This window comes from Ensifer soli (assembly GCF_041928815.1).
In the GTDB taxonomy this organism is placed as follows: Bacteria; Pseudomonadota; Alphaproteobacteria; order Rhizobiales; family Rhizobiaceae; genus JBHFEI01.
Map to the genome: position 1 here is coordinate 227,778 of NZ_JBHFEI010000009.1, position 24,918 is coordinate 252,695.

The window sequence follows — 24,918 nt, forward strand, 5'->3', positions numbered from 1 at the left end:
GGCCCCCGACGACCGAAGCCGTGGAAGCCCTTCCCGTGTTGTAGCAAGCCGAGAATCGCATTTCCACGAAAAGCAGTCAAGCGTTTTGGCACCGTTCTGGTGGACGTATTTCTTTTGCCTGACGAAAGGTGAAAGACGATGCAGAGTGGAGATGTGACGACGCCCTTCGGGCGGCGGTCGATGACGCTTGCCCAGGTGAAGGGGCAGGTCGCCGTCGCGGCGGCCGCGACCACGGGCGGGGCGGTCGACAAGTGGAAGGTGTTCCGCGATGTCGCGCAGGCGCGCGCGACGCTGAACCTATCGGACCGGGCGCTGGCCGTGCTGAACGCGCTCCTCTCCTTCCATCCCGCCGCGGAACTCGAGGAGGGCAGGGGCCCCGTGGTGTTTCCCTCCAACGCGCAGCTCTCGCTCAGGGCCCATGGCATGGCCGGCACGACGCTGCGCCGCCATCTCGCCGCCCTGGTCGAGGCCGGGCTGATCATCCGCCGCGACAGTCCGAACGGCAAGCGCTACGCCCGCAAGGACGAGGCGGGCGCGGTCGAATCGGCCTTCGGCTTTTCGCTGGCGCCGCTGCGGACACGGGCGGCGGAGCTTGCGGCGCGCGCCGCCACCGTTGCCGCCGCGCGACAGGAGGAGCGGCTGGCGCGCGAGCGCCTGTCGCTGCTGCGGCGCGATGTGCGCAAGCTGATTTCCGCCGCGCAAGGGGAGGGGGCAGCGGGCGACTGGACGGGGCACGAGGCCGAGCTCGTCGCGACGCTTGCCGCCCTGCCGCGCGCCGCCGGCACGACCGAGATGACGCGGACCGCCGACCGCCTCGACGGCCTACGCGCAAGAATTCTCAACACGCTCGAAATGCAGGGTTTTTCAGAAAAAACAGACGGCAATGCCGACGAAAACGGACGTCACATACAGAATTCAAATACCGACTCCAGTCTTGACTCTGAACACGCCTCGAAAAAAGGCGAGGAGGCACCGGTACGGCAGGACGGGGAACCGCTGGCGATGCCGGTCCTGCCGCCGGCCGATCTTGAACGCAAGTCCCTCCCCCTCGGGCTCGTCCTGAAGGCCTGCCCGGATGTGGCGATGTACGGGCCGGGCGGCGCGGTCGAGAACTGGCGCGACCTTCTCGCCGCGGCGGCGGTCGTCCGCTCGACGCTCGGCGTCAGCCCCTCGGCCTATGAGGCTGCGCGCGCGGCGATGGGCGCGGAGGGGGCCGCGGTGACGATCGCCTGCATCCTCGCCCAGGCCGGCCGGATCCAGTCCGCCGGCGGCTACCTGCGCCATTTGACGCGGCGGGCCGAATGCGGGGAATTTTCGCCGATGCCGATGCTGATGGCGCTGCTCAACGCCGGCCAGCGGACGGAGCGCGCGGCGGATGTCGGCCGGCAGAAAGCGGCGTCCGGATGAATTGTGGCGGGATTATGACCTCGACGATTGTGTCGCCACTCGGCATTCTTCCCCGCCAAGTCCTTCATATTGCGTGATTTTTCGCGAAAATTATGCAAGGTAAAAAGGTCGCATCCCTAAAGGTAACGAGTCTCTAATATAATTCACCGCTGATCAACACCTCTCCTTCACACTCGGGGGACAAGTCGACGGGAGGGAAGACCGTCGGCGCGCGGAGGGGACCGGGGGCGGTTCTGCCGCGCATCGTCCGTGCCACGCCATTCCCGGGATGACTGCCATGCTCCTGTCCGCCTTTCGCAAGACCGATTTCAGCCGCGAGGCGATTGGCGCGCTGACCGCCAATGTGATGATCGCCGATGCGAAGCTCAACATCGTCTACATGAATGACGCGGTGCGTTCGCTGCTCAACGAGGCGGAGGCCGACCTGAAGAAGGAACTGCCGCGCTTCGACGTCGCGAGCCTCATCGGCGCGAATATCGACATCTTTCACAAGAACCCCGCCCACCAGCGCGGCATGCTGAAGGCGCTGAGGACGCGTCACCGCGCCACGATCCAGGTCGGCGCGCGCGCCTTCGACCTCGTGGTGACGCCGCTCAAGAGCGGAGAAACGGTGACCGGCTTCGTGGTGGAATGGGCGAATGCCGCCGACCGCCTGCAGAATGTCGACTACCGCAACCAGATGCAGGCGATCAGCCGGGCCCAGGCCATCGTCGAGTTCACGCCGGACGGGACGATCCGCAGCGCGAACGAGCGCTTCCTGCAGGCGACGGGCTACCGGCTGGAAGAGATCCGCGGCCAGCACCACCGCATCTTCGTCGAACCGGCCGAGGCGTCCGCGCCCGCCTATGCCTCCTTCTGGGCGTCGCTCGGCGCCGGCGCCTTCCAGGCGGGGGAATACCGGCGGATCGGCAAGGGCGGCCGGCTGGTCATCCTCAATGCCTCCTACAATCCGATCCTCGACGAGAGGGGCCACGTCGCCAAGATCGTCAAGTTCGCCACCGACGTCTCCGAGCGCGTGCGCGCCGTCGACCGCATCGGCGAAGGCCTGACCCGCCTTGCCGCCGGCGCGCTCGATTTCACGCTAACGGAGCCGCTCGCCGGCGACTTCGAGCCGCTTCGGGCGAATTTCAACAATGCGGTGATGCAGCTGCGCGAGACGCTGACGGCGGTCGCCGAGGCGACGTCGGAGATCGATGGCGGCACGCAGGACATCAGCCGCAGCGCCTCCGACCTGTCGCGGCGCACCGAGCAGCAGGCCGCCGCCCTCGAGGAGACGGCGGCCGCCCTCGACGAGATCACCGTCAACGTCGCAAGCTCGACCAAGCGCACGGAGGACGCGCGCCGCGTCGCCACCACAGCCAACGAGAACGCCACCAAGTCGGCGGCGATCGTCGGCGAGGCGGAGGCGGCGATGAGCCGGATCGAGGCCTCCTCGCAGCAGATCTCCAACATCATCGGCGTCATCGACGAGATCGCCTTCCAGACCAACCTTCTCGCGCTCAACGCCGGCGTCGAGGCGGCCCGCGCCGGCGATGCCGGCAAGGGTTTCGCCGTCGTCGCCCAGGAGGTGCGCGAGCTTGCCCAGCGCTCGGCCCAGGCGGCCAAGGAGATCAAGTCGCTGATCCAGAACTCCACCTCGCAGGTCGAGGGCGGCGTGCGGCTGGTGCGCGAGGCGGGCCAGGCGCTGAAGCGGATCGGCGAGGACATCGGCGAGATGAACGCGCATATGGCGGCGATCGCCACCTCGGCGCGCGAACAGTCGACCGGTCTTGCCGAGGTCAATTCCGCCGTCAACGAGATGGATCAGGTGACGCAGCAGAATGCCGCGATGGTCGAGGAGGCGAATGCCGCGGGCGCGACGCTCGCCGGGGAAACCGCGCGGCTGCGCGAGCGGATCGGCCATTTCTCGCTCGGCGCCGGCGCGCTGCGCCACGCCGCACCCGTCCGGATCGCGCGCGGGAGCGAGCACGGCGTCGCCTCGCCGGCCCGCCTCCTACAGCAGCGCGCCGCCCGCGCGGTCGCCCCTGCCGCCGCCGAGGCCCACCAATGGGACGAATTCTGACGGCCCGTGCCGCCGGGGAGCGTTCGCTCCTGAAGCCGTTCCCGTGAAGTCGGGCACGGCGTTCGCGCCCGGCAATGGCTCAAAACAAGGAGAGAGCGTTTCCGGCAGGACCATGGCGGCGGAAAACGCTCCCTCCTTTCGCGTCTTCCGCCGTGCCCGCTGCGGGAGTGCTCCGCCTTCGCCCGGAAAGGCCCTAGACGGTGAAAGGGCGTCGCGATCCTTCAGACCCGCTCCCGCGCTTTGGATCCTCGCGTCGACGCAGCGCTTCTCGCAAGATCGCTTCTCCCAAGGACGCCGCGCCGGTCTGCCAAAGCATGTCCCGTCACCCGGATCGGATGCGACGTCCGGACACCGCGTTGAAACAGAGAGAGGCGGCATGTTGCATGGGCCAGCGATCGCCGGACCTGCTCCCTCCTTCTGTTTCTGCCCCGGTGTCCAGCCTGCTTCAGGGCTTGCGGGCTCCACCGGGACGCTGCCGGCGCAAACGGACGGCGCGTCATTGAAGGTTTCTGCTGCGCTGCACATATAGCGGCCGCGACCCTGACGCGAAGGACGGCCGAATGACAGAGACGACAGCGCTCCTGCTGATCAACCCCTTTTCCCGGCGTGGCGGGCAGAGCCTCGATGCGGTGCGGGCGCTGCTGTCGCGCAACGGCATCGCCTTCGTCGAGGCGACGCCGCAAAGGGGCGAGACGCTGTCCGACGTGATCCTCGCCCGCCGCGCCACGGTCGACCGGGTGATCGTCGGCGGCGGCGACGGCACGCTGAACGCGGCCGCGCGCGGGCTGATGCAGACCGGGCTCGCGCTCGGCGTGCTGCCGCTCGGGACGGCCAATGATTTCGCCCGCACGGTCGGCGTCCCGCTCGATCTGGCCGCCGCCGTCGCGGTGATCGCGCGCGGCAGGACCGTGCCGGTCGATCTCGGCGAGGCGAACGGCCATCCCTTCTTCAACGTGGCGAGCATCGGCTTCAGCGCCGATCTCGCCGCCGCGCTGACGCAGGAGGCGAAGCGGCGCTTCGGCACGCTCGGCTACGCGCTGGTTGCGGCGCGGCTTCTGGCCGGCTCGCGGCTGTTCACCGCCGAACTCGAACATGACGGCCGCACGGAAGCGCTGAGGACGCTGCAGGTCTCCGTCGGCAACGGCCGCTTCTATGGCGGCGGCATGAGCGTGCATGCCGATGCGACCGCGACCGACGGCATGCTCGACCTCTACAGCCTCGAGGTCGACCACTGGTGGCGGCTCCTCAGGCTGCTGCCGAGCCTGCGCCGGGGCACGCAAGGCCACTGGGACGACGTCCGCGCCTTTTCCACCAAGGCGGTGACGATCCGCACCCGCACGCCCCGCCCGGTCAACCTCGACGGCGAGCTGAAGACCGAGACGCCGGTCTCCTTCACGATCCGCGAGAAGGCGGTCGAGGTGTTCGTGCCGTAGCGGCGCGCGCGAGCGCAGCGACGCCGACGAGGCCGGCGTCGTCGGCAAGCGCTGCGGGACGCACGGGCACGGCGCGGAAGGGCGGCATGGCGTCGCGTTCGATGCGGGCGCGGATGCCGGGTTCCAGAAGATCGAAGGCCTTTGACACGCCGCCGCCCATGACGATCATCTGGGGGCTGTAGAGATGCAGGAGGCTGGCGAAGCCCGAGCCGAGATAGGCCGCTTCCTCCGCGACGAGGGCAAGGCAGGCGGGATCGCCGGCGCGCGCGCCCTCGACGGCATGGCGTGCCTCGACCGTCTCGCGCGCCGCGATCCGTCCGAGATGGGAGGCGGGATCGCGGTCTGCCGCCGCGCGGGCGCGCCGGCCGAAGGCCGTGCCTGCGGCAAACGCTTCGAAGCAGCCGATGCGGCCGCAGGAGCAGACGGGGCCTTCCGCGGCGAGGGTGAAATGGCCGACATGCCCGCCCATGCCGCGCGCGCCGTGCATCAGCCGGCCGTCGACGACGACGCCGCCGCCGATGCCGGTCGAGACGGTGACATAGACGAGATGGTGAAGGTCGCGGCCCGCGCCATGCGTCCATTCGCCAAAGGCGGCGGCGATGCCGTCGTTCTCGACCACGGCCGGCAGCCCGAACGTGTCCGACAGATGGTCGCGAAGGGCGAAACCGTCCCAGCCGGGCAGGGTCGGGATATGGTCGACGATGCCGCTCACCGTGTCGAGGGGCCCCGGCGCGCACATGCCGACCGCGCCGGGCGGCGGGGTTCCGGCCGGGGCGATCCCGGCGACGAGCGCGCGGAACTGGCGCATCACCGCCTCCGGCCCGCCGAGATCGGTCCGCGCCGCCGCGCGCGCGAGAACCCGGCCGTCGCGCACGAGGGCGGCGCGCACCTGCGTGCCGCCGAGGTCGAGGGCGATCGCGACATCCGTCTCCATGCTCATGCTCCCCGCGCGCGCGGCTGGGCATGGACGAAGGCCATGCGGGCGGCAAGGTCCTGCGCGCCGAAGGCGAGCGAGCCCATGACGATCGTCTCGGCGCCGGCCCGCGCCAGGCCCGGCACGGTGCCCTCGCGGATGCCGCCGTCGGCGCAGACGAGCACCCGGCCCGGTGTGACGCGGCCGGCGGCAAGCGCGCGCGCCTCGCTCAGCCGGCGTTCCGCCGCCCCGTCGAGGTCCTGGCCCTTGATGCCGATCCGCGTGCCGAGCAGCGTCAGCAGGCCGATGCGCTCGATGACGGCGTTCGCCGCCGCGACCGGCGTGTCGAGTTGCAGCACGACACCGGACACGAGGCCGAGCCTCTGGACGAGATCGAGGCCGTGATCGAGGGTGCCGTTCTCGGCATGGAGGCTGATCGCGTCGGCGCCGGCGTCGGCGAACTGGCGGATCTGGTCGCGCAGGATCGCGTCCCGCGCCATCAGGTGGACATGCAGCGGCTTTGCCGTCCGCCGGCGGCAGGCGGCGACGAGATCGGGAAAGAACAGCAGCGCCGGGGCGAAATGGCCGTCGGCGACGTCGATATGGTAGAGGTCGGCATGGGCGTCGACCCGCGCGATCTCCTCGGCGAGCCGGCCGAGATCGGCCGACCAGAGCGAGATCTCGGCGATCAGCCGGTCGCGCGGCAGGGTGTCGAGCCAGTCCGGCGGCGGCCGCATCGTCAGAGACCTTTCAGGAAATCGGCAAGCGCCGCGTGGAAATCGGCGCGGTAGGCGGCCGCGTCCCCGGCCTTGGGCGTGATCTCCACGAAGCGCGCGCTGGGGATCAGCGCCGCGATCGCCTGCGCATGGGCGAGCGGATGGACGACGTCCAGCCGGTGGCCGATCACCAGCGTCGGGACCGCGATCGCCTGAACTTCCGTTTCGCTCACGCCCGGCCCGTCGGCGGAGATGCGCGTGAGAAGCGCTGCGGTGACGTCGCGCGGTTCGCGGGTGAAGAAGCCGCGGATCGAGGCGAGATTGTCCGGTCCCTCCTCTTCCAGCCGCGCGGTGGCCGGGGAAGCCTCGTAGCGCCGCCGCGCCTCCTGCGGCGGAAAGCGGGTGATGAGATCGCCGGCCTCAAGGTTTGGCCGCATGTTCTCCGGCGCCTCGTCCACCACCCAGGCCGGCCGGGCGATCACCAGCGCCCGCACCAGCTCCGGCCGGGTGACGGCGAGCCGGAGCGCGATCGCCGCCCCCATGGAAATCCCGCCGACGACGGCGGGCGCCAGGCCGGACGCGTCCATGTAGCCGGCGATGTCGTCGGCGAAGGTCCGGATCGACAGCCGGTCGAAGGGACCGGCCTCGGATGCGCCATGGCCCCGGCATTCGACGGTGACGCGGCGAAAGCCGGCGCCGTCCGGAAACACCTGCCCCGGCTGGGCCGCGTCGCCGCAGAGCCCGTGCTGGAAGACGAAGGGCGCGCCGTCGCCCTCCTCGGTGACGGAGAGCGCGACGCCGTCCTCGGTATGGTGCATCAGGCCCATGCGATGGTCCTCCCTCTATGCTGGTTCAGACCGGCCATCTCAGACCGAACCATCCGCGTCGGCGAGCCGCACCGGCCGCCTCTCCCGCACGGACTGGCGCACGGCCGCCATCGCCCTAACCGAGGCGATGCCGTCCTCGATGCCGGCGCCCGTCAGCGCGCCGCCATTGAGGATCGTGTCGCAGAAGCCTTCGAGCTGGCGGCGGTAGAAATGCCCGTCGGCGCCGAGCACGCGGCTGGTGGCGCCGGTGCTCTCGCTGAAGATGTCGACCTCGCTCGTCCGGTAGAGCCAGGGATTGTAGGTTTTGCCGAGGATGCTGCCGTTCTCGCCATAGATCTGGAATCCTTCGTGCCAGTCCATCCGGACCGCGACCGTGAGATCGAGATGGCCGATGACGCCGCTCTCGAACTCGACGTCGACGAACCAGCAATAGGCGCCGAAGCGCTGGCGAAGCCGCGCCTCGAGCGAGACGATCGGCCCGGCGAAATAGCGGGCGGTGTCGAAGAGGTGGCTGCCATGGGCGAGCATGAAATACTGTTCGAGATCCTCCTTCGGGTTGCGCGACGGCTTCCTCGCCTTCGCGCTGCGGATCATCTGCGGCTGCACCGCGTCGGTGACGGCGTAGCGGTGGGTCGAATCGCAATACCAGGCCTTCAGCGCCAGCATCTCGCCCATCCCGGCCTCGATGAAGGCCTTGGCGCTCTGCAATCCGGCATCGTAGCGCTTCATGTGCCCGACCTGGAACACCCTGCCGCTCGCCTCGACGACCGCTCTCAGCGATTCCACCTCCTCGACCGCCATGCCGAGCGGCTTCTCGCAGAGCACGTGCTTGCCGGCCTGGAGCGCCCGGGTCGCGGCCGCGACATGGAAGGCGTCCGCCGTGGCGATGATCACCGCGTCGAGGTCCGGATCGGCGAGCATCGCGTCGTAGTCGGCAAAGTCCTTGCGCGGCGCATAGGTCGCGGCCATGCGGGCGCGCAGATCGTCGGCAACGTCGCAGATGGCGTAGAGTTCGGCATTCCTCGCCTTGACCGTGCTTTCGAAATGGCCGGCCTGCGAGATCGGGCCGCAGCCGAGAATGCCGATCTTCACCGTCGGTTTGCCGTCGTTCATCATGGGGGTCCTTTCAGAAGATGCGTCAGCTTCTCGTTACCGGCATGCTGCGCAAGCGCGTCGCCGTTTCGGGCTGCGCCACCTTGCAGACGGCCGGCGGCAGGCCGCGGGCGATCAGCGCGATGTCGGCGGTGATCGCGGCGCCCATCGCGGCAAGCGTCGAGGTCATCGCGCCGGCCTGGTGCGGCGAGAGCAGGATGTTTTCCGTGCGGCGCGCCGGGTCGCCGGCGGGCAGCGGCTCGACCGGGAAGACGTCGGTCGCGACCCGGATGCGCCCGGCGGCGGCGGCCGCGAGCATCTCGGGGAAATCGACGACGGCGGCGCGGCTCAAAAGCAGCAGGCAGGCGCCCGGCTTCATCCGCGCGAATTCGGCCTTTCCGAGGAAGCCGGCATTGTCGGAGGTGACGCCGGCGAGCACGAAGACGAAATCGCTCTCTTCCAGCACCGCGTCGAGCGTCGCCGGCCGGCAGGAGGCCTGCTCGACCAGAACGTCCGGCACCCAGGGATCGTAGACGTCGATCGTCGCGGTGAAGGGTTTGAGGAGCGGCAGCAGCGCCCGGGCGAGGTCGCCGAAGCCGATCAGCCCGACGCGGGCGCGCATCAGCGGCAGGGCGTCGCGGTTGGCGGCGAAGCCGTACGCCTCCGTGCCGGCGCGCATCCTGCGGTCGGCCTCGGTCAGCCCCCGGCCGAGGTCGATCGCCATGCCGATGCCGATCTCGGCGACCGGCTCGGCGAAGACATGGCTGGCGGAAAGCACGCGGATGCCGTGGGAAAAGCAGTGGCGGTAGTCGATGTTGGGCAGGAAATTGCCCTCGCTGTTGACGAAGGCCTTCAGCCGGGTACAGCGCGCCAGCCGCGCGGCCGGCATGTCGAAGACGCCCATGGCAACGTCGGCGGGCACGACATGGGCCTCGAAATCGGCGTCCGACAGCGTGTCGCCCTCGTGGAGGACGAGGTCGCCGAGCGCCCTCAGCCTCTCGAGATGGCTTTCCGTGAACACGTCCTCGACGCGGCGCGGATGGGCCATGATGAAGGTGCGGAACGGGGTGCCGGTCATGGGGTCTCCTGTCAGATCTCGGTCCACCGGCCGTCCGTGGCGCCGGAGCGGAGCGCAGCCTCGACGAAGCGCAGTCCCCTGACGCCATCGGCGATGCCGGGCAGGAGGAGGGCGTCGGCGGCGGGCGCGCGCCCGTCGCGGCGCGCCTCGATCTGCTCGGCCATGTCGAGATAGAGCCGGGCCAGCGCCTCGACGAAACCCTGCGCATGGCCGGGCGGCATCAGGCCCTTGACGGCGGTGCCGTGCGAGGCGCGGTCGATCACCCTGCGCCGGTCGTTCAGCGGCGCGAAGGACAGCGTGTTGGCCGAGGCGACGCTCCAGGAGAGCGAGCCGCGATCGCCATGGACGTCGATCGCGAGCCCGTTGGTCTCGCCGATCGCCACCTGGCTTATCCAGAGGAGACCCTTCGCGCCGCCGGCAAAGCGCAGTTTCGCCGTGACGTTGTCGTCGACGCGGCGGCCGGGAACGAAGGTGTCGACCTCGGCGGAGATCTCCGTGGCGGTCAGGCCGGTGACGAATTCGGCGAGGTGGAAGGCATGGGTGCCGATGTCGCCGAGGCTGCCGGCGCCGCTTTTCGCCGGGTCGGTGCGCCATTCGGCCTGCTTGTTGCCGGTCGCTTCCGCCGCCGTCGCCAGCCATTCCTGCGGGAAGACGACGCGGACCATGCGCACCGCGCCGATCTCGCCGGCCGCCACCATGGCGCGGGCCTCGCGCAGCATGTCGAAGCCGGCATTGGTGTAAGTGACGCCGAAGAGCGAGGGGCTCTGCGCCGCCGCCTGTTCGAGCGCCAGCGCCTCGGGAAGCGTCGCCGTCAGCGGCTTGTCGCAGAGGATGTTGATGCCGGCGGAAAGAAACGCGCGGGCGGCCGGCGCATGCAGGTGGTTTGGCGTGACGATGGCGACAAGGTCGATGCCGTCGCGCGCGGCCTCGCGCCCGGCCATGTCGGCAAAGTTCGTGTAGCAGCGTTCCGGCGCGAGCCCGAGGTCGCGGCCGCTGTCGCGCGCCCGTTCCGGATCGGAGGAGAGCGCGCCGGCGACAAGGGTGAAGCGTCCCGTCATCGCGGCTGCGGCGCGGTGGGCGGCGCCGAAGAACGCGCCGTTGCCGCCGCCGACCATGCCCAGTCTCAGCCGTCTCATTGTTTGGTCCTGTCGGGGAAGGGAAGGGGCCGGCGCGGGATCGCTCCCGCGCCGGCCGGGGTCGGATTGCTACTTCGCGGCGACCTTGCCGCAGGTGGTCAGCGCGTCTTCCGGCGTGCAGGTCTCGGTGCCGGTCTGGATGAAGGGCTCGAGCTTCTCGCCCTTGGTCAGCTTGTCGAGCGCCATGATGGTCTCGTAGCCCATGTCGTAGGGGCGCTGGCCGATATTGTAGTGGCTGAGGCCTTCGGCGAGCAGCGGCAGCTGCGGGCCGAAATTGTCGCCGAAGACGACGACGAGGTCCTTGCTGTCAAGGCGCGCCTTCAGCGGCTCCATCGCCTGCTTGTAGGCCTGCGGCGCATACTGCGCCCAGCCACCGACGGCGACGAAGGCGGAGAGGTCGGGATGGTTGGTCATCACGTCGCGGACCTGCTGGGCGGCGAGCGCGATGTCGTCATTGTTGTAGACCGGGCAGCCGGCCGGCTCCGTCCAGCCGTTCTGGCCGGTCAGCTGGCCGGCGGGCTTGTCGCGGGTGGTGCCGGCGAGCGTGTCGCGGATGCCGTCGACGCGGGCCTTGAGGTTTTCAGATGCCGGCGCGCCGGACTGGATGCAGACCGTGCCGCCCTCCTTCTTGTGCTCCAGCACCTTCTTGGCGAGGTCGACGCCGAAGGAATAGTTGTCGGTGCCGATATAGGTGGCGCGAAGACCGGCGTCTTCCGGCAGCACGTCCGTGTCGAAGGTGACGACCGGGATGCCCTTGTCGTTCGCCATCTTGAGAATGCGCGCCATCGCCTTCGGGTTGCCGGCGGAAATGCCGAGCCCGTCGACGCCGCGGGTGATCATGTCCTGGGCGAGCTGGACCTGCTTGGCCTCGTCATATTCCGTCGGGCCGATATAGGTGCAGGTGACGTCGCCGAGCTTCTTGGCGGCTTCCTTGCAGCCGGCGTCGATCGGCGGGCTGAAGGCGTTGTTCAGCACCTTGAAGACCAGCGCGAATTCACGGTCGGCGGCGTTGGCCGTCGAGCCGAGCGCGCAGAGCGCGATGACGGCCGACGAGGCGGCAAGCTTCAGTCCTTTGGACAGCGACATGGTATCTCCTCCTTGAGTTCGCTGTAGAAGTCGGTCTCCTTCACGGCGCGGGCACTCCCGTTCCCGCGCCGCAAATCCCTTGTCTGCCGCGCCGGTTCAGCGGCGCAGCGAGCGGATGCGTTCGAGCAGCACCGCGGCGAGGATGAAGCCGCCGACGAAGGTGCCCTGCCAGAACGGATTGACGCCGGCGATGAGCAGCGCGTTGCGGATCACCTCGATCAGGATCGAGCCGATCGCGGCCCCGAGCGCCGTGCCGAAGCCGCCCGTCAGCGAGGCGCCGCCGATGACGGTCGAGGCGATCGTCTGCAGTTCGTAGCCGGTGCCGATCGCATTGGTGACCGCACCGAGCCAGCCGACGAGGAAGACGGCGCTGACGGCGGCCATCAGGCCGCTGAAGGCATAGGCCGAGATCTTGATCAGATCGACCGGGATGCCGGCGAGCCGGGCCGCGCCCTCGTTGCCGCCGATCGCGAAGATGTAGCGGCCCCAGCGCGTCATGGTCAGCAGGAAATGCAGGACGACGACGCCGGCGATCAGCGCGTAGACGACATTGGGGATGCCGAGCGTGTAGCCGCCGCCGAGCGCCAGGATCGCCTCCGTCGCCGTGCCGAATTCGTAGAAGACCTGGTTGTCGGTGACGACCAGGGCCAGGCTGCGCCCGATCGACAGCGTCGCCAGCGTGACGATGAAAGGCGGCAGTTTCGCGAGCGTGATCACCGCGCCGTTGATGGCGCCGAAGGCAAGCCCGATGAAGAGCGCGCCGGCGATGCCGACCGGCAGGGGCGCGCCGGCATTGAGCAGGATGCCGAGGCTGACGCCGGAAAGGCCGAGGATCGAGCCGACCGAGATGTCGATGCCGCCGGAGATCAGCACCGGCGTCATGCCGAGCGCCATCAGGCCGATGAAGCAGGCATTCTGCAGGATGTTCAAGAGGTTGCCGGAAGTGGCGAACTTGCCGGAGATCATCGACACGACGAGGCCGAGCACGAGGATGGCGAGCGCGATCCACATTTCCTGCGTCAGCATCAGCCGGCGCAGCAGCGACCGGTCGTGCCGCTTCAGCAGGTCGACGTCCATGCCGGGAGGCGGGGTGTCTTGCTGGGACATGGGCTCTCCTCCTCAGGCGGTCTGGATGGCGCCGGTGATGAGGCCGGTGACCTCCTCCGGGCTCGATTGCGCGATCTGCTTGTCGGCGACCTTGCGGCCGCGCCGCATCACCACCACCCGGTCGCAGACGTCGAAGACGTCGGGCATGCGGTGGCTGATCAGGATCACCGACAGGCCCTGGTCCTTCATGCGCCGGATCAGCGCCAGCACCTCCGCCACCTGGCGCACGCTGATCGCCGCCGTCGGCTCGTCCATCAGCACCAGCTTGGAATTGGACAGGCGCGTGCGGGCAATGGCGACGGCCTGGCGCTGGCCGCCGGACATGCGGTCGACGAGGTCGGCGGGCCGCGTCTCGGATTTCAGTTCGCGGAAGAGCTCGGCCGCGCGCCGGTTCATCGCGGCCTTGTCGAGCACGCGGAACGGGCCGATCCGGCGCATCGCCTCGCGGCCGAGGAAGACGTTGGCGGCGGCCGTCAGGTTGTTGCAGAGCGCCAGGTCCTGGTAGACGACCTCGATGCCGTGGCGCCGCGCGTCGGCGGGGCCGGAGAGATGCACCTCGGCGCCCTCGAACAGGTAGCGCCCGGCGGTCGGCTGGAAATTGCCGGCGATCGTCTTCACCAGCGTCGATTTTCCCGCGCCGTTGTCGCCCATCAGGCCGAGCACCTCGCCGCGGTTGATGTCGATCGACACGCCGTCGAGCGCGCGGATGGCGCCGAACTCCATGACGATGTTCTCGAGACGGGCGAGCCTCTCCATCCAACCTCCTCCCAAAGTCCGGATAAATATCTTTCTTAAAGTAAGGAATAGGAAGCCTCCGCGCTTGTCAACGATTTGTTTACGGGCGCCGATCGCGGAATTTGCGTCAGGAATGCTGACATATTGGGCGACATGCCGCTTTTTCGGTTTTTTCTGCTCCTTTCCGTCTCGGTCCTGGTCGATTTTTTCTCGAACGGGAAAGATATTTTTTTACAAAGGAAAGAAATGCGCTAGGCTTCCGCGAGGAGAAGGGCGCGAGGGGAGGAGAGCGCGGACGATGGCGGACCAGACGCTGGCCAAGGAGGTCAACGAGCGGCAGATCCTCAGGTTCCTGAGGCTGTCGGGCCCGGCGAGCCGGGCCGAGATCGCGCGCCATCTCGCCGTCACCCCGGCCTCGGTGACGCGCCTCGTCAACGGGCTCGCCGCCCGAGGGCTCCTGCGCGAGGTCGCGCCTGGCGAGGCGGCGCGGCCGGGCGGGCGCGATGCCGGGCGTCCCGGCGTGTCGCTCGCCCTCAATCCGGCCTCGGTCTATTTCCTCGGCGTCGAGATCGGCGTCGGCATCCTGCGCTACGCGCTGATCGACCTCACCGCCGCGAGCGTCGTCACCTCCGACGTGCATGTCAGCCGCACCATCGCACCGGAGGCCGTGGTCGAGGCGATCGCCGCCCATGTGGCGATGCTGGAGCGCGACCTGCGCTATGCCGGCCGCGTCCAGGGCGTCGGCGTCACCGTGCCGGGCGTCGTCAATTCCGAGGGTTTCGTCGTCAACCTGCCGATCCTCGGCTGGAAGGCGGTCGACCTGCTGACCCCGCTGCAGGCGGCGGTCGCCCGGCCCTGCTTCGTCGAGAACGACGCCAACGCCGCCGCCTTCGGCACGGTCTACACCCTGCCGGAGCTGCAGGAGGGCTGCTCGGTCTTTCTCGTCATCGGCAGGGGCTGCGGCGGCGCGGCGGTGATCAACGGCCGGCTGATGCGCGGGGCGAGCGGGGCGGGCGGCGAGCTCGGCCACATGCGCATCGGGCCGGCAGGCGCGGGCGGGGCGACATGCAGCTGCGGCCATCGCGGCTGCCTCGAAAGCCGGGTCGGGCTCGACGCGCTGGCGCGCGCCTGGAAGGGCACGGACGACCTGACGGAGGCCGCCTTCGAGACGCTCGCCGGCGATGCGGCGGCGGCCTATCGCGCCGGCGAGGCGGGCGCGGTCGCCGCCGTCGGCGACCTTATCGAGGCGCTGACGCTCGGCATGGTCAGCCTCGCCAATATCTTCAACCCCTCGACCATCTTCCTCGGCGGCGCCCTCGGGCCCGTGCTCTCGCTTTTCCGCGACGACCTCGAACGGGCCGTCGCCGACGGCATCGTTCCCGGCCTGCCGGCGCCGCAGCTCAGCCTCTTCAGCCTCGAACCCTACGAATGCGCCGTCGGCGTCGCCGCGATCGCCCACCAGCGCTGCTTCCACGCCGCGCGCATCGACCGCGACATGGCCGGGTGAGGGGCGGGCTGAGAGGGCTGGCCGAGGGGCGGCCGATCCCGTCGGGACGCCCGGGTAACCTTAACCGCAGAGAGTGCCGGCGCGGCCATTGCCGCCGGTCCCGGCCTGTGCGCACTATCGGCGCCTCACTCGAAACGGGGGCCGGTGATGAGGGTCTTTCGCGGGCTTGACGGCGCGAGGGGACTGCTGGCGACGGCGGTCGTCCTGTCGCATGCGGTGCAGCTGACCGGCGTGGCGAACGGAGCGGCGATCTATCCGTTCTTCCAGGCCTTCGGCGACGTCTCGGTGCGCGTCTTCATCATGCTGAGCGGCTTCGTCATCACCCATCTCCTCACCGAGCGCCGCGAACGCTACGGCGTCTACATCACCCGGCGCTTCTTCCGCCTCTATCCGGTCTATCTCGCCTGCCTGGCGCTCGGCCTGGTCGCGACCGGCCTGTTCTTCCACGTCCTGCCGACCCATCCCTGGGGCGAGCTCCTGCCGATCAGCCCGCGCCTCTCCGGCCAGATCGAGAGCAGCGCCGGCCTCGGCTATCCGGCCCACCTGATCGCCCATCTGACGATGCTGCACGGCGTCATCCCCGACACGGTCTTCTACGGTTCGGAATTCCTCTTCCTGCCGCCGGCCTGGAGCCTGTCGCTCGAATGGCAGTTCTACCTGATCGCGCCCTTCGTGCTCGCCGCGCTCTCCACCCGGCTCGGCGCGGCCGCCCTCTGCCTTGCCGCGCTCGGCGCCTTCATGGCCTACAAGACGGGCGTCTTCGGCAGCTTCGTGCTGCCGAGCTTCCTGCCGGGCGCGCTGCACTGGTTCGCGGTCGGCATCGCGAGCCGCCTCTTCCTGCCCGCGATCGAGCGCCGCCCCCGGCTCTTCGGCGTGCTCGCGCTGGCGCTGACCGGGGCGCTGGCGCTCGCCCGTCCCGCCCATCTCGAATTCTTCCTCTGGGCGCTCCTCTTCGTCCATGCGATCGGCGCGCTGCCGGTCCTGACGCGGGCGCTTCGGCCGCTGCTCGAAAACCCGCCCGTCGAGGCGCTCGGCGCGCGCTCCTACCCGCTCTACCTCGCGCATTATCCGGTGATCGAGCTGCTCGTCGCCGGTGCCGCCCTTGCCGGGCTCGGCTACGGCACGATGGCGGCGCTGACGCTTGCGGCCGCCTATCCGCTGTCGCTCGCGCTTGCCGGCCTGCTGCATCATCGGCTGGAGAAGCCCGGCATCGCCTTCGGCGCGCAGGTCGCAGCGCTCCTGCGCGACGGCCGGCTCGGCCGGAGGGTCGCGCCTCGCGGCTGAGGCGCGCGGCTTACGGCTCGCCGCGCCCTTCGCCCTCGCGGTCGCCCGGATAATGCCGCGCGAGCGGGAAAGGCGGCAGCCAGGATTCGCGCCGCACCGTCCAGTTCTCGTAGGTCGGCACCAGCCGGTCCGGCGCATCGAGCGCGCCGAGATGGACCTCGACCTCGTCGCCCGTGCGCGCAAACACCGATCCGCCGCAGCGCGGGCAGAAGAAGCGCCCGGCATAGGATTGCGGCGCGCCGGTCACCGTCACGGCGTCCTCGGGGAAGATGGCCGAGGCATGGAACAGCGCGCCGTGATGCTTGCGGCAGTCGAGGCAGTGGCAGAGCCCGACGCGGTAGGGGGCGCCGCGCGCCACGAGACGGATGTCGCCGCACAGGCACCCGCCGGTCAGATCCTCCGCCATCCCGCCTCTCCCTTCGCCATCGGCACGGTCCTTTGAGCGTTACACCGCTCAGAGGTCCTTGGCGAGCCTCAGCCCGTCATAGATCGCCGCGTGGGTGTTGCGCGCGGCAACCGCGTCGCCGATGCGGAAGAGCTGGAAGGCGCCCGCCGGATTGCGCAGGACATCCTGCGGCAGGCCGTCGATGAAGGCCGCGTGCGACAGTTCGCCGAGATTGGAGGACGCCGGCTTCAGCGCGAAATAGAGCTCGTCCAGCGGCCGCGTGCCATGGTTGACGACGACCTGGTCGACGAGGCGCTCGCGCGTGACGCCGCCATAATCGCTGCCGATCAGGGCCGCGAGCCCGTTGCCGCGTCTCTCGACCGAAAGCAGCCGGTAGGTGACGGTGAAGGTGACGTCGTGCGGCTGCAGCGCGCGCATGTAGGGAACGAGGTTCATCCCCATCACCTCGGGCGAGAAGCTGCGGTCGGGCGTCATGATCTCGACCTTCGCCCCGGCCTTCGCCAGCACCTCGGCCGCCTGCAGGGCCGCGTGGTCGCCGGCATCGTCGAAGACGAGCACGTTTGCGCCGGGCTTCACGTCGCCGGAAAGGATGTCCCAGGCCGAGACCACCAGGTCGTTTCCGGCCGACAGGATCTCCGTGTGCGGCAGGCCGCCGGTGGCGACGACGACGACGTCCGGCGCCTCGGCAAGCACCGTGTCGGCCTCGGCATAGGTGTTGAAGTGGAAGGCGACGCCGGCCTTCTCGCATTGCGCCACGCGCCAGTCGATGATGCCGATCATCTCGCGCCGGCGCGGGCTCAGCGCCGTCAGCCGCACCTGGCCGCCCGGCCGGTCGGCCGCCTCGAACACGGTCACGGCATGGCCGCGCCCGGCGGCGACGCGCGCCGCCTCGAGCCCCGCCGGCCCGGCGCCGACGATGACGATCCTGCGCGGCGCCGGCGCGGTCTCGATCCGGTGCGGCATGTGCTCCTCGCGCCCGGTCGCCGCATTGTGGATGCAATAGGCGGCACCGCCCTGGTAGATCCGGTCGAGACAGTAATTGGCGCCGACGCAGGGGCGGATGTCGTCCTCGCGCTTCTCGACGATCTTCCGCACGATGTGCGGGTCGGTCATGTGCGCCCGCGTCATGCCGACGAGGTCGACCTTGCCGCTCGCCACCGCATGGCGCGCCGTCGCCACGTCCGGAATGCGCGCGGCGTGGAACACCGGCATGCCGGTCGCGGCGCGGATCGTGCCGGCGAAATCGAGATGGGGGGCGCTTGCCATGCCCTGGATCGGGATGACGTCGGTCAGCGCCGGGTCAGTGTCGATATGGCCGCGGATGACGTTGAGGAAATCGACGAGGCCGCTTTTCGCGAGCCGCAGCGCGATCTCGGTGCCCTCGCCGGCGTCGATGCCGCCCTCGACCGCCTCGTCGCCGACATGGCGCAGGCCGACGATGAAATCGGGGCCGACGCGGCCGCGGATTGCTTCCAGCACCTCGAAGGTGAAGCGCAGCCGGTTGTCGAGGCTGCCGCCATAGGGCCCTTCGAGCGTGTTGGTCAGCGGCGACCAGAACTGATCCATCAGGTGGCCATAGGCCTCGATCTCGATGCCGTCCATGCCGCCGGCCTGCATCCGCTCGGCCGCGTCCGCATAGTCCGTGACGATGCGGGCGATGTCGTGGTCCTCCATCTGCTTGGGGAAGGCGCGGTGGGCGGCCTCGCGGTTGTGCGAGGGCGAGACGACCGGCAGCCAGTCGCCCTTGTCCCAGCGGGTGCGCCGGCCGAGATGGGTGAGCTGGATCATCACCGCCGCCCCTTCGGCATGCACCGCGTCGGTCAGCGCCTTCAGGTGCGGCACGATCTCGTCCCTGTAGGCGAGCAGGTTGTTGAAGGCGGGCGGGCTGTCGCGCGAGACGGCCGCCGATCCCGCCGTCATCGTCATGGCGACGCCGCCCTTCGCGCGCTCGACGTGGTAGGCGCGGTAGCGCGCCGTCGGCATGCCGTCCTCGGGATAGGCCGGCTCGTGCGCGGTGACGATGATGCGGTTCCTGAGCGTCAGGTGCTTCAGCCGGAAGGGCTGGAGGAGGGGGTCGTTGGACATCGGGTCTGTTCCGTCATCGGGGCGTGGCGGGGGCCGCGCGGCGGGAAGGGAGGGCAAGCGAAGGGAAGGCGCGCGTCAGCGGTCGATCACGAGGTCGCTCAAGGGTCTGGAGCAGCAGGGCAGGAACAGGCCGGCGTCGATCTCGCGCTGGCGGATGCCGCCATTGTGCGCCATGTCGACCCTGCCGCTGACCAGCGTCGACTTGCAGGTGCCGCACAGGCCGTTGGCGCAGGAGGAGGGCAGCCGCACGCCGGCCTTGCGCGCGACGGAGAGCACCGTCTGCCCGGCCGCCACCTCGATCATGCGCTTCTGCTTCGCGAACTCGACCCGGAAGAGCCGCTCGCCCGCCGCGACCGGCGCCGGCGCCTCGGCGGCCGGCTCGAAGCTCTCCTCGATATAGCGGCCGGGGGCGACGCCCGCGCCTTCGGCGATCCGGCGCGCCTGCGCCATGAAGGGGGCGGGGCCGCAGCACAGCACGGTCCGCTCTGTAAGGTCCGGCACGGCGAGCGCCATCAGCGCCGGCGAGATGCGGCCGGAAAGCCCCGGCCAGGACGGTTCGCCTGCGAGCGTCTCCGGCAGGAGGATCAGGCGCAGGCCCTTCAGCCGCTCGGCGAGCCGGGCGAGGTCGGCGCGGAAGACGAGGTCGCGCGGCGTGCGCGCCGCATGCAGGAACACGGCGTCGACGGGGCGGGCATGGTCGGCGAGCTCGCGCACCATCGCCATCACCGGCGTGATGCCGGAGCCGCCGCTGAGGAAGAGGTATTTGTCGCCCGCCGGCCGGACGAAGCGGCCGAGCGGACCGCTGGCGGCAAGCGTCGTGCCGGCCGTCACCGTGTCGTGGAACCAGTTGGAGACCTTCCCGCCGGGGACGCGCTTGACCGTGACCGAGACGGCGTTGCGGCGCAGCGGCGAGGAGGAGAAACTGTAGCAGCGCGTCTCGCGCGCGCCGTCGATCGCGACGTCGAAGGAGAGATACTGCCCCGCCTCGAAGGCGATGGGCCGTCCGTCCGCCGCGACGAAGGTGAAGGTTCTGACGTCGGCCGTCTCCTCGTGCACGTCGACGCAGACGAGCGCGGTCCCGGCGTCCGCCGCCCCTTGCGGCTCAATAGCCATGGGCGCGCATCCGCTCGATGTACCAGGTGGCGAAATTGTCGAGCTGGCGCTCGGTGAAGGGCGAGTAGGGGCCGGGGATGTAGGCCGGGTCTTCGACGCCGCGCTGCGAGCGGGCGACGAGGGCGGAATCCTGCTCGGTCGTCGCGGTCCAGACGCTGGTCAGCGTGTCGCGGTCGTAATCGACGCCCTCGACCGCATCCTTGTGCACCAGCCACTTGGTGCGCACCAGCGTGCGGTCGGGCGCAAGCGGGATCACCATCGAGGTCACCGCATGGTCGCCCATGAAGTGGCTCCAGCCGTTGTGGGCCCAGAGATGGATGTCGCCGAGATCCTTGCGCGTCATCGTGCCGAGGAGTTTGGAGCAGGCCGCCGTCGCGTCCGGCGTCTGGCTCTCGCCGGCGCCGGCGATGATCAGGCGCTGGGTGCGGAAATTGGTGGCGTGGCCGGCGAGCTGCTCGACGGGCGCGGAGGGAAAACCCTCCGCCTCCCAGGCGGCCGTCCGCTCGGCATAGAGCGCCTCGTGCGCCCTCGCCATTTCCCGGTCCTCCGCGCTCAGCGTGTCGGGATCGTAGCCGAAGTCGATCTCGACGAAGGAGACGCAAAGCTCCGGATGGTTGGCAGAACAGTGGTAGCATTCGCGGTTGTTCTCGAGGGTGAGCTTCCAGTTGCCCTCCTCGATCACGTCGACCTGATGGGCGATGCGCGCGTCCTTCAGGCCGTAGGGGGCGAGCCGCTCCTCCATCACCGCCGCGAGCCTGTCGATGTCGTCCGGCGGCGTCTCGGAAAGGCAGGCAAAGACGAGCCCGCCGATGCTGCGCACATGCACGGGCTTCAGGTTGTTGCAGGAACGGTCGAAGCCTGTTCCCATGTGCGGCGCGTGGGCGAGCGTGCCATCCAGCGCATAGGTCCACTGGTGATAGGGACAGACGATGCGCGACAGGATCGCCGGGCCGTGATCGAGGAGGCGCGAGCCGCGATGGCGGCAGACATTGTGCACGAGGCGGAGCGCCCCGTCGTCGTCGCGCAAAAGGATCAGGCTGGTGCGGCCGATATCGATCACGGTGGCGTCGCCGGGCTCCGGCACGTCGCAGTCGAGGCCGATATAGATCCAGTGCCGGCGGAAGAGGACGTCGAGATCGGCCTCGAACACGTCGGCGCGGGTGTAGAGGCCGGCGGGCAGCGCATGGCCGTCGACGCGGGCGTCGAGAAGGGCGGTGATCGGGGAGGGGCGGTTCAGCATGACATTCCCTTATGCCGTGGAAGGCCGAGAGTGCGGCAGGATCCCTTTTGGTACAACGGCAGAAATAATTGAGCGACACATGAGAAAATGTTATGCGAAAGCCGGCGCGGCGGCTGTCCCGCCGCCGATATGCCGGGGAGGCCGCCCATGCAGTTCCGCCGGAAGCTGCCGTCGCTGACCGCGCTCGTCGCGCTGGAGGCGGTGGTGCGCCATCGCAGCGTCACCGCCGCCGCCCGCGAGCTCGGCGTCACCCAGGCGGCCGTCAGCCGGCAGATCGCCTTGCTGGAGGCGGAGTTCGGCCGGCCGCTCTTCCTGCGCGGCCACCGCACGATCGAGCCGACGCCGGCCTGCCTGGCGCTCGGCGCCGCGCTCGCCGACGGTTTCGCCGGCATCGCCGACGCGGTCGAGAGCCTGCGCGCCAACACCGGCAGCGTCGTGACGATCGGCGCGACCATCGCCTTTTCCGCCTTCTGGCTGCTGCCGAAGCTCGCCGAGGTGCGCGGCCTCCACCCCGACATCCAGATCCGCGTCGTCTCGCAGGACCAGCCCTGGCGGCCGGGCGGCGGCGATGTCGACATCGTGCTGCGCTACGGCACGCCGCCCTTTTCCGACGGCATGGCGATCGCGTCCTGCGGCGACCGGGTCTTCCCCGTCTGTTCGCCCGATTACGCCGCCCGGCACGATCTTGCCGCCTTTCCGCGCGGCGCGCCCGACCTCATCGACACCGAGGTGCCGAACCGGGGCTGGTACCGCTGGGCCGACTGGTTCTCCCGGGCCGGCGTCAAGGCGGATGCGGCCGCGCCGGCGCTGCGCTTCAGCCATTACACCGAGGCGATCGCGGCGGCGCGCGCCGGCCATGGCGTGGCGCTCGGCTGGGAGACGCTGATCCGCGCCTTCCTCGACGACGGCAGCCTCGTCAAGGTCGGCGGCCATGAGTTCGAGGCCGAGGGGCGGCACAACATCCTGCTGCCGGCCGGCGCGCGTCCGTCGGGGCCGACCGAGCGGGTCGCGGCCTGGCTGACTGGCGCGCTGATGCGGCCCTGATCAGGGCGCGGGCGCACCGGGCGGCGCGTTGAAGAGGTCCTGGTCGTCGCGCACCAGCGCCGCCAGCGCGTCGAGTGCGACGCGGATGCGGGCGAGCGGCCTCAGGTCGTCATGGACGGACAGCCAGTAGCTGCGCTTCAGCGTGAAGGTTCCGGCGAGAAGCGGCACCAGCCCCGCCTCCGGCCGCACGAGGAAGAAGGGCAGGATGCCGATCGCCTGGCCGGTCTCGACGATGGCGCGCTGGGCGATGATGCTCGTGCTCTTCAGCTGCGGCCGGAGCGTGACGCCGGTCGCGTCGAGATAGTCGAGCTCGGCGGTGTGCAGGAGCGTCGGGATATAGCCGGCGAGCCGGTGGCGCGCGAGCTCGGCGGGTGTTTCCGGCAGGCCGTGGCGCGCCGCATAGGCGGGGGCGGCGAAGAGGCCGAGCCGGTAGCCCGTCAGCCGCCGCGTCGCGACGCTGCCGGCCTTCGGCCGGTCGAGCGTGACGGCGATGTCGACCTCGCGCGAGGCGAGCGAATAGCTCTGCGGCAGGGCGACGAGTTCGAGGTCGAGGCCGGGATGGCCGGCGCAGAGCCGGTCGAGGCGGGCGCCGAGATAGCCGGCGCCGAGCCCCTCCGGCGCGCCGATCCGGACCGTGCCGGTCACCGCCTCGGCCGTGCCGGCGACGGCGCCGATGTCGCGGATCAGCACCGCCTCCATCCGCGAGGCGAGCGAAAGCAGGCTCTCGCCGGCGGCGTTGATCTTCAGCCGCCGCCCGGCCCGGCTGAAGAGCGCGGTGCCGACGGCGGCCTCCAGCCGCGAAAGCCTGCGGCTGACCGTCGAATGGTCGAGCCCGAGCCGCGCCGCCGCGCCGGTGATGCGGCCGGCACGGGCGACATGGAGGAAGAGCCGCAGGTCGTCCCAGTCCATCCGTTTTCCCATTGCTGCACATGGCTTGTGCAGGATGCGGCGTTGCGGGCGGCGGCGTCAAGAGGCAAGGGAGAGGCGGCAGCGGGGTGGACGCGAAAGGAGCGCAGCATGGACATGAGCTTCGACGACATCGTCGTCGGCGCCGGCACGGCCGGCTGCATCCTCGCCAACCGCCTGTCGGAGGATCCGGCGCGCCGCGTGCTGGTGCTCGAGGCGGGCGGCACCGACGGCTGGATCTGGTTCCACATCCCGGTCGGCTATCTCTTCGCCATCGGCAATCCGCGCGCCGACTGGATGTTCTCCACCGCGCCGGAGCCGGGGCTGAACGGCCGGGCGCTCGCCTATCCGCGCGGCAAGGTGATCGGCGGTTCGTCGGCGATCAACGCAATGATCGCCATGCGCGGCCAGGCCGCCGATTACGACGGCTGGGAGGCGCTCGGCCTGCCGGGCTGGGGCTGGAACGCCGTGCTGCCGGTGTTCCGCCGCATCGAGGACCATTTCCTCGGCGAGGGGCCCTATCACGGCGCCGGCGGCGGCTTCCGCGTCGAGGCGCCGCGCATCTCCTGGCCGGTGCTCGACGCCGTGCGCGCCGCCGCCGGCGAGATGGGCGTTCCCGCGACCGACGACTTCAATCGCGGCGAGAACGACGGCGCCGGCTATTTCCACGTCAACCAGAAGCGCGGCCGGCGCTGGTCGGCGGCGCGCGGCTTCCTGAAGCCGGTGATGCACCGCCAGAACCTCACGGTCGAGACCGGCGTCCTCGTCGACCGGCTGGAGATCGGCGACGGCCGCGTCACCGGCGTCCGCTTCCGCCGCGCCGACGGATCGGAGGTCGTGGCAACAGTGCGGGGCGAGCTGGTGCTTGCGGCCGGCGCCATCGGCTCGGTGCAGGTGCTGCACCGTTCCGGCATCGGCCCCGGCGACGTTCTGGCACAGGCGGGGATCGCGCCCCGGCTGGAGCGACGCGGCGTCGGCCGCAACCTGCAGGACCATCTGCAGCAGCGGGCGATCTACCGGATTTCCGGCGCCCGGACGCTGAACGACAGCTACCACACGCTGTTCGGCCGGGGGCTGATGGGGCTCGACTACCTCGTCCGCCGGCGCGGGCCGCTGACCATGGCGCCCTCGCAGCTCGGCATCTTCACGAAATCCGATCCCGGCCGCGACCGCGCCAACATCGAGTTCCACGTCCAGCCGCTCTCCCTCGACAGGTTCGGCACGCCGCTGCACCGTTTTTCGGCGATCACGGTTGCGGCCTGCAACCTGCGGCCGACCTCGCGCGGCACGGTGCGCGTCACCGGGCCGGCGCCGGAGGCGGCACCGCTGATCCAGCCGAACTACCTCTCGACCGAGGACGACCGCCGGGTCGCCGCCGACGCGCTGAGGGTCACGCGCCGGCTGATGCGCCAGCCGGCGCTTTCGGCGCTGCGGCCGGAGGAATACCTGCCGGGCCCCTCCGTCGGCGACGACGAGGCGGCGCTGGTGAAGGCCGCCGGCGACATCGGCACGACGATCTTCCATCCGGCCGGCACCGCCGCCATGGGCCGAAACGACGATCCCGACGCCGTCGTCGACGCGCGGCTGCGCCTGATCGGCCTTGACGGGCTCCGCGTCGTCGACGCCTCGGTCATGCCGCTGATCGTCTCCGGCAACACCAACACCCCGACCGCGATGATCGCGATGAAGGGCGCCGACATGATCATCGAGGACCGCAGGCGGACGTAGGGCGTTGCCGGCC

Annotated in this window: 21 protein-coding genes; 7 read left to right on the plus strand and 14 right to left on the minus strand. The window is 70.1% G+C overall.

The genetic code is table 11. The annotated features are described in order from the left end of the window. The first annotated feature begins 138 nt into the window (after positions 1-138). From repC to ACEVQ6_RS15505, 3 genes are all read left to right on the plus strand, one after another. On the plus strand, positions 139-1,407 hold the full coding sequence (gene repC / locus ACEVQ6_RS15495) for a plasmid replication protein RepC (protein ID WP_374889924.1): 1,269 nt from the start codon (positions 139-141) through the stop codon (positions 1,405-1,407). A 277-nt stretch (positions 1,408-1,684) separates the two neighbouring features. Further along, positions 1,685-3,469, plus strand: coding sequence for a methyl-accepting chemotaxis protein (locus ACEVQ6_RS15500; RefSeq protein WP_374889925.1), 1,785 nt, complete (start codon positions 1,685-1,687; stop codon positions 3,467-3,469). A 560-nt stretch (positions 3,470-4,029) separates the two neighbouring features. Next, complete coding sequence (locus ACEVQ6_RS15505) at positions 4,030-4,902, plus strand: lipid kinase (protein WP_374889926.1); 873 nt, start codon at positions 4,030-4,032, stop codon at positions 4,900-4,902. Here ACEVQ6_RS15505 and ACEVQ6_RS15510 read toward each other — a convergent pair. The 9 genes from ACEVQ6_RS15510 to ACEVQ6_RS15550 all read right to left on the minus strand — a co-directional run bounded on the left by ACEVQ6_RS15510 (position 4,862) and on the right by ACEVQ6_RS15550 (position 13,613). Continuing rightward, a complete protein-coding gene (locus tag ACEVQ6_RS15510; RefSeq protein ID WP_374889927.1) occupies positions 4,862-5,836 on the minus strand; it encodes an ROK family protein in 975 nt (324 codons plus the stop codon). The genes ACEVQ6_RS15505 and ACEVQ6_RS15510 overlap by 41 nt on opposite strands. Positions 5,837-5,838: 2 nt before the next feature. Next, positions 5,839-6,552: a ribulose-phosphate 3-epimerase gene (locus tag ACEVQ6_RS15515; RefSeq protein ID WP_374889928.1), complete on the minus strand. Its 714-nt coding sequence runs from the start codon at positions 6,550-6,552 to the stop codon at positions 5,839-5,841. A 2-nt stretch (positions 6,553-6,554) separates the two neighbouring features. Beyond that, positions 6,555-7,358: an alpha/beta fold hydrolase gene (locus ACEVQ6_RS15520; protein ID WP_374889929.1), complete on the minus strand. Its 804-nt coding sequence runs from the start codon at positions 7,356-7,358 to the stop codon at positions 6,555-6,557. 39 nt (positions 7,359-7,397) lie between these two features. Next, positions 7,398-8,471 (minus strand): Gfo/Idh/MocA family protein, encoded by a 1,074-nt coding sequence (locus ACEVQ6_RS15525; RefSeq protein WP_374889930.1) that lies wholly within the window; start codon positions 8,469-8,471, stop codon positions 7,398-7,400. A gap of 25 nt (positions 8,472-8,496) precedes the next feature. Then, positions 8,497-9,528, minus strand: a complete 1,032-nt coding sequence (locus ACEVQ6_RS15530; RefSeq protein ID WP_374889931.1) for a hydroxyacid dehydrogenase — start codon at positions 9,526-9,528, stop codon at positions 8,497-8,499. 11 nt (positions 9,529-9,539) lie between these two features. Beyond that, positions 9,540-10,664 (minus strand): Gfo/Idh/MocA family protein, encoded by a 1,125-nt coding sequence (locus tag ACEVQ6_RS15535; protein ID WP_374889932.1) that lies wholly within the window; start codon positions 10,662-10,664, stop codon positions 9,540-9,542. Positions 10,665-10,733: 69 nt separating this feature from the next. After that, positions 10,734-11,750, minus strand: coding sequence for a sugar-binding protein (locus tag ACEVQ6_RS15540; RefSeq protein WP_374889933.1), 1,017 nt, complete (start codon positions 11,748-11,750; stop codon positions 10,734-10,736). A gap of 96 nt (positions 11,751-11,846) precedes the next feature. Continuing rightward, positions 11,847-12,827: an ABC transporter permease gene (locus ACEVQ6_RS15545; RefSeq protein WP_374889977.1), complete on the minus strand. Its 981-nt coding sequence runs from the start codon at positions 12,825-12,827 to the stop codon at positions 11,847-11,849. Between the two features lie 42 nt (positions 12,828-12,869). Continuing rightward, on the minus strand, positions 12,870-13,613 hold the full coding sequence (locus tag ACEVQ6_RS15550; protein ID WP_374889934.1) for an ATP-binding cassette domain-containing protein: 744 nt from the start codon (positions 13,611-13,613) through the stop codon (positions 12,870-12,872). Between the two features lie 277 nt (positions 13,614-13,890). Between ACEVQ6_RS15550 and ACEVQ6_RS15555 the strand changes: the two genes are divergently transcribed. Continuing rightward, positions 13,891-15,099: an ROK family transcriptional regulator gene (locus ACEVQ6_RS15555; protein WP_374889935.1), complete on the plus strand. Its 1,209-nt coding sequence runs from the start codon at positions 13,891-13,893 to the stop codon at positions 15,097-15,099. Positions 15,100-15,246: 147 nt separating this feature from the next. After that, positions 15,247-16,383, plus strand: coding sequence for an acyltransferase family protein (locus ACEVQ6_RS15560; RefSeq protein ID WP_374889936.1), 1,137 nt, complete (start codon positions 15,247-15,249; stop codon positions 16,381-16,383). Between the two features lie 10 nt (positions 16,384-16,393). On the opposite strand, the gene ACEVQ6_RS15565 is transcribed toward ACEVQ6_RS15560, so the two are convergent. The 4 genes from ACEVQ6_RS15565 to ACEVQ6_RS15580 form a co-directional block, all read right to left on the minus strand. Beyond that, positions 16,394-16,789 (minus strand): GFA family protein, encoded by a 396-nt coding sequence (locus tag ACEVQ6_RS15565; RefSeq protein ID WP_374889937.1) that lies wholly within the window; start codon positions 16,787-16,789, stop codon positions 16,394-16,396. 48 nt (positions 16,790-16,837) lie between these two features. After that, positions 16,838-18,874 (minus strand): oxidoreductase, encoded by a 2,037-nt coding sequence (locus ACEVQ6_RS15570; protein WP_374889938.1) that lies wholly within the window; start codon positions 18,872-18,874, stop codon positions 16,838-16,840. A gap of 75 nt (positions 18,875-18,949) precedes the next feature. Beyond that, positions 18,950-19,987: an FAD-binding oxidoreductase gene (locus ACEVQ6_RS15575; RefSeq protein ID WP_374889939.1), complete on the minus strand. Its 1,038-nt coding sequence runs from the start codon at positions 19,985-19,987 to the stop codon at positions 18,950-18,952. Then, positions 19,977-21,227, minus strand: coding sequence for an aromatic ring-hydroxylating oxygenase subunit alpha (locus ACEVQ6_RS15580; RefSeq protein ID WP_374889940.1), 1,251 nt, complete (start codon positions 21,225-21,227; stop codon positions 19,977-19,979). Before ACEVQ6_RS15580 ends, ACEVQ6_RS15575 begins: the two co-directional genes overlap by 11 nt. 147 nt (positions 21,228-21,374) lie before the next feature. Between ACEVQ6_RS15580 and ACEVQ6_RS15585 the strand changes: the two genes are divergently transcribed. Then, positions 21,375-22,271: a LysR substrate-binding domain-containing protein gene (locus ACEVQ6_RS15585; RefSeq protein ID WP_374889941.1), complete on the plus strand. Its 897-nt coding sequence runs from the start codon at positions 21,375-21,377 to the stop codon at positions 22,269-22,271. Here the strand turns inward: ACEVQ6_RS15585 and ACEVQ6_RS15590 are convergent, their stop codons facing one another. Beyond that, entirely contained in the window at positions 22,272-23,180 is a 909-nt protein-coding gene (locus tag ACEVQ6_RS15590; protein WP_374889942.1) for a LysR family transcriptional regulator, read from the minus strand. A 108-nt stretch (positions 23,181-23,288) separates the two neighbouring features. On the opposite strand from ACEVQ6_RS15590, the gene ACEVQ6_RS15595 reads away from it, so the two are divergent. After that, entirely contained in the window at positions 23,289-24,905 is a 1,617-nt protein-coding gene (locus ACEVQ6_RS15595) for a GMC family oxidoreductase (RefSeq protein ID WP_374889943.1), read from the plus strand. Positions 24,906-24,918 lie beyond the last annotated feature (13 nt).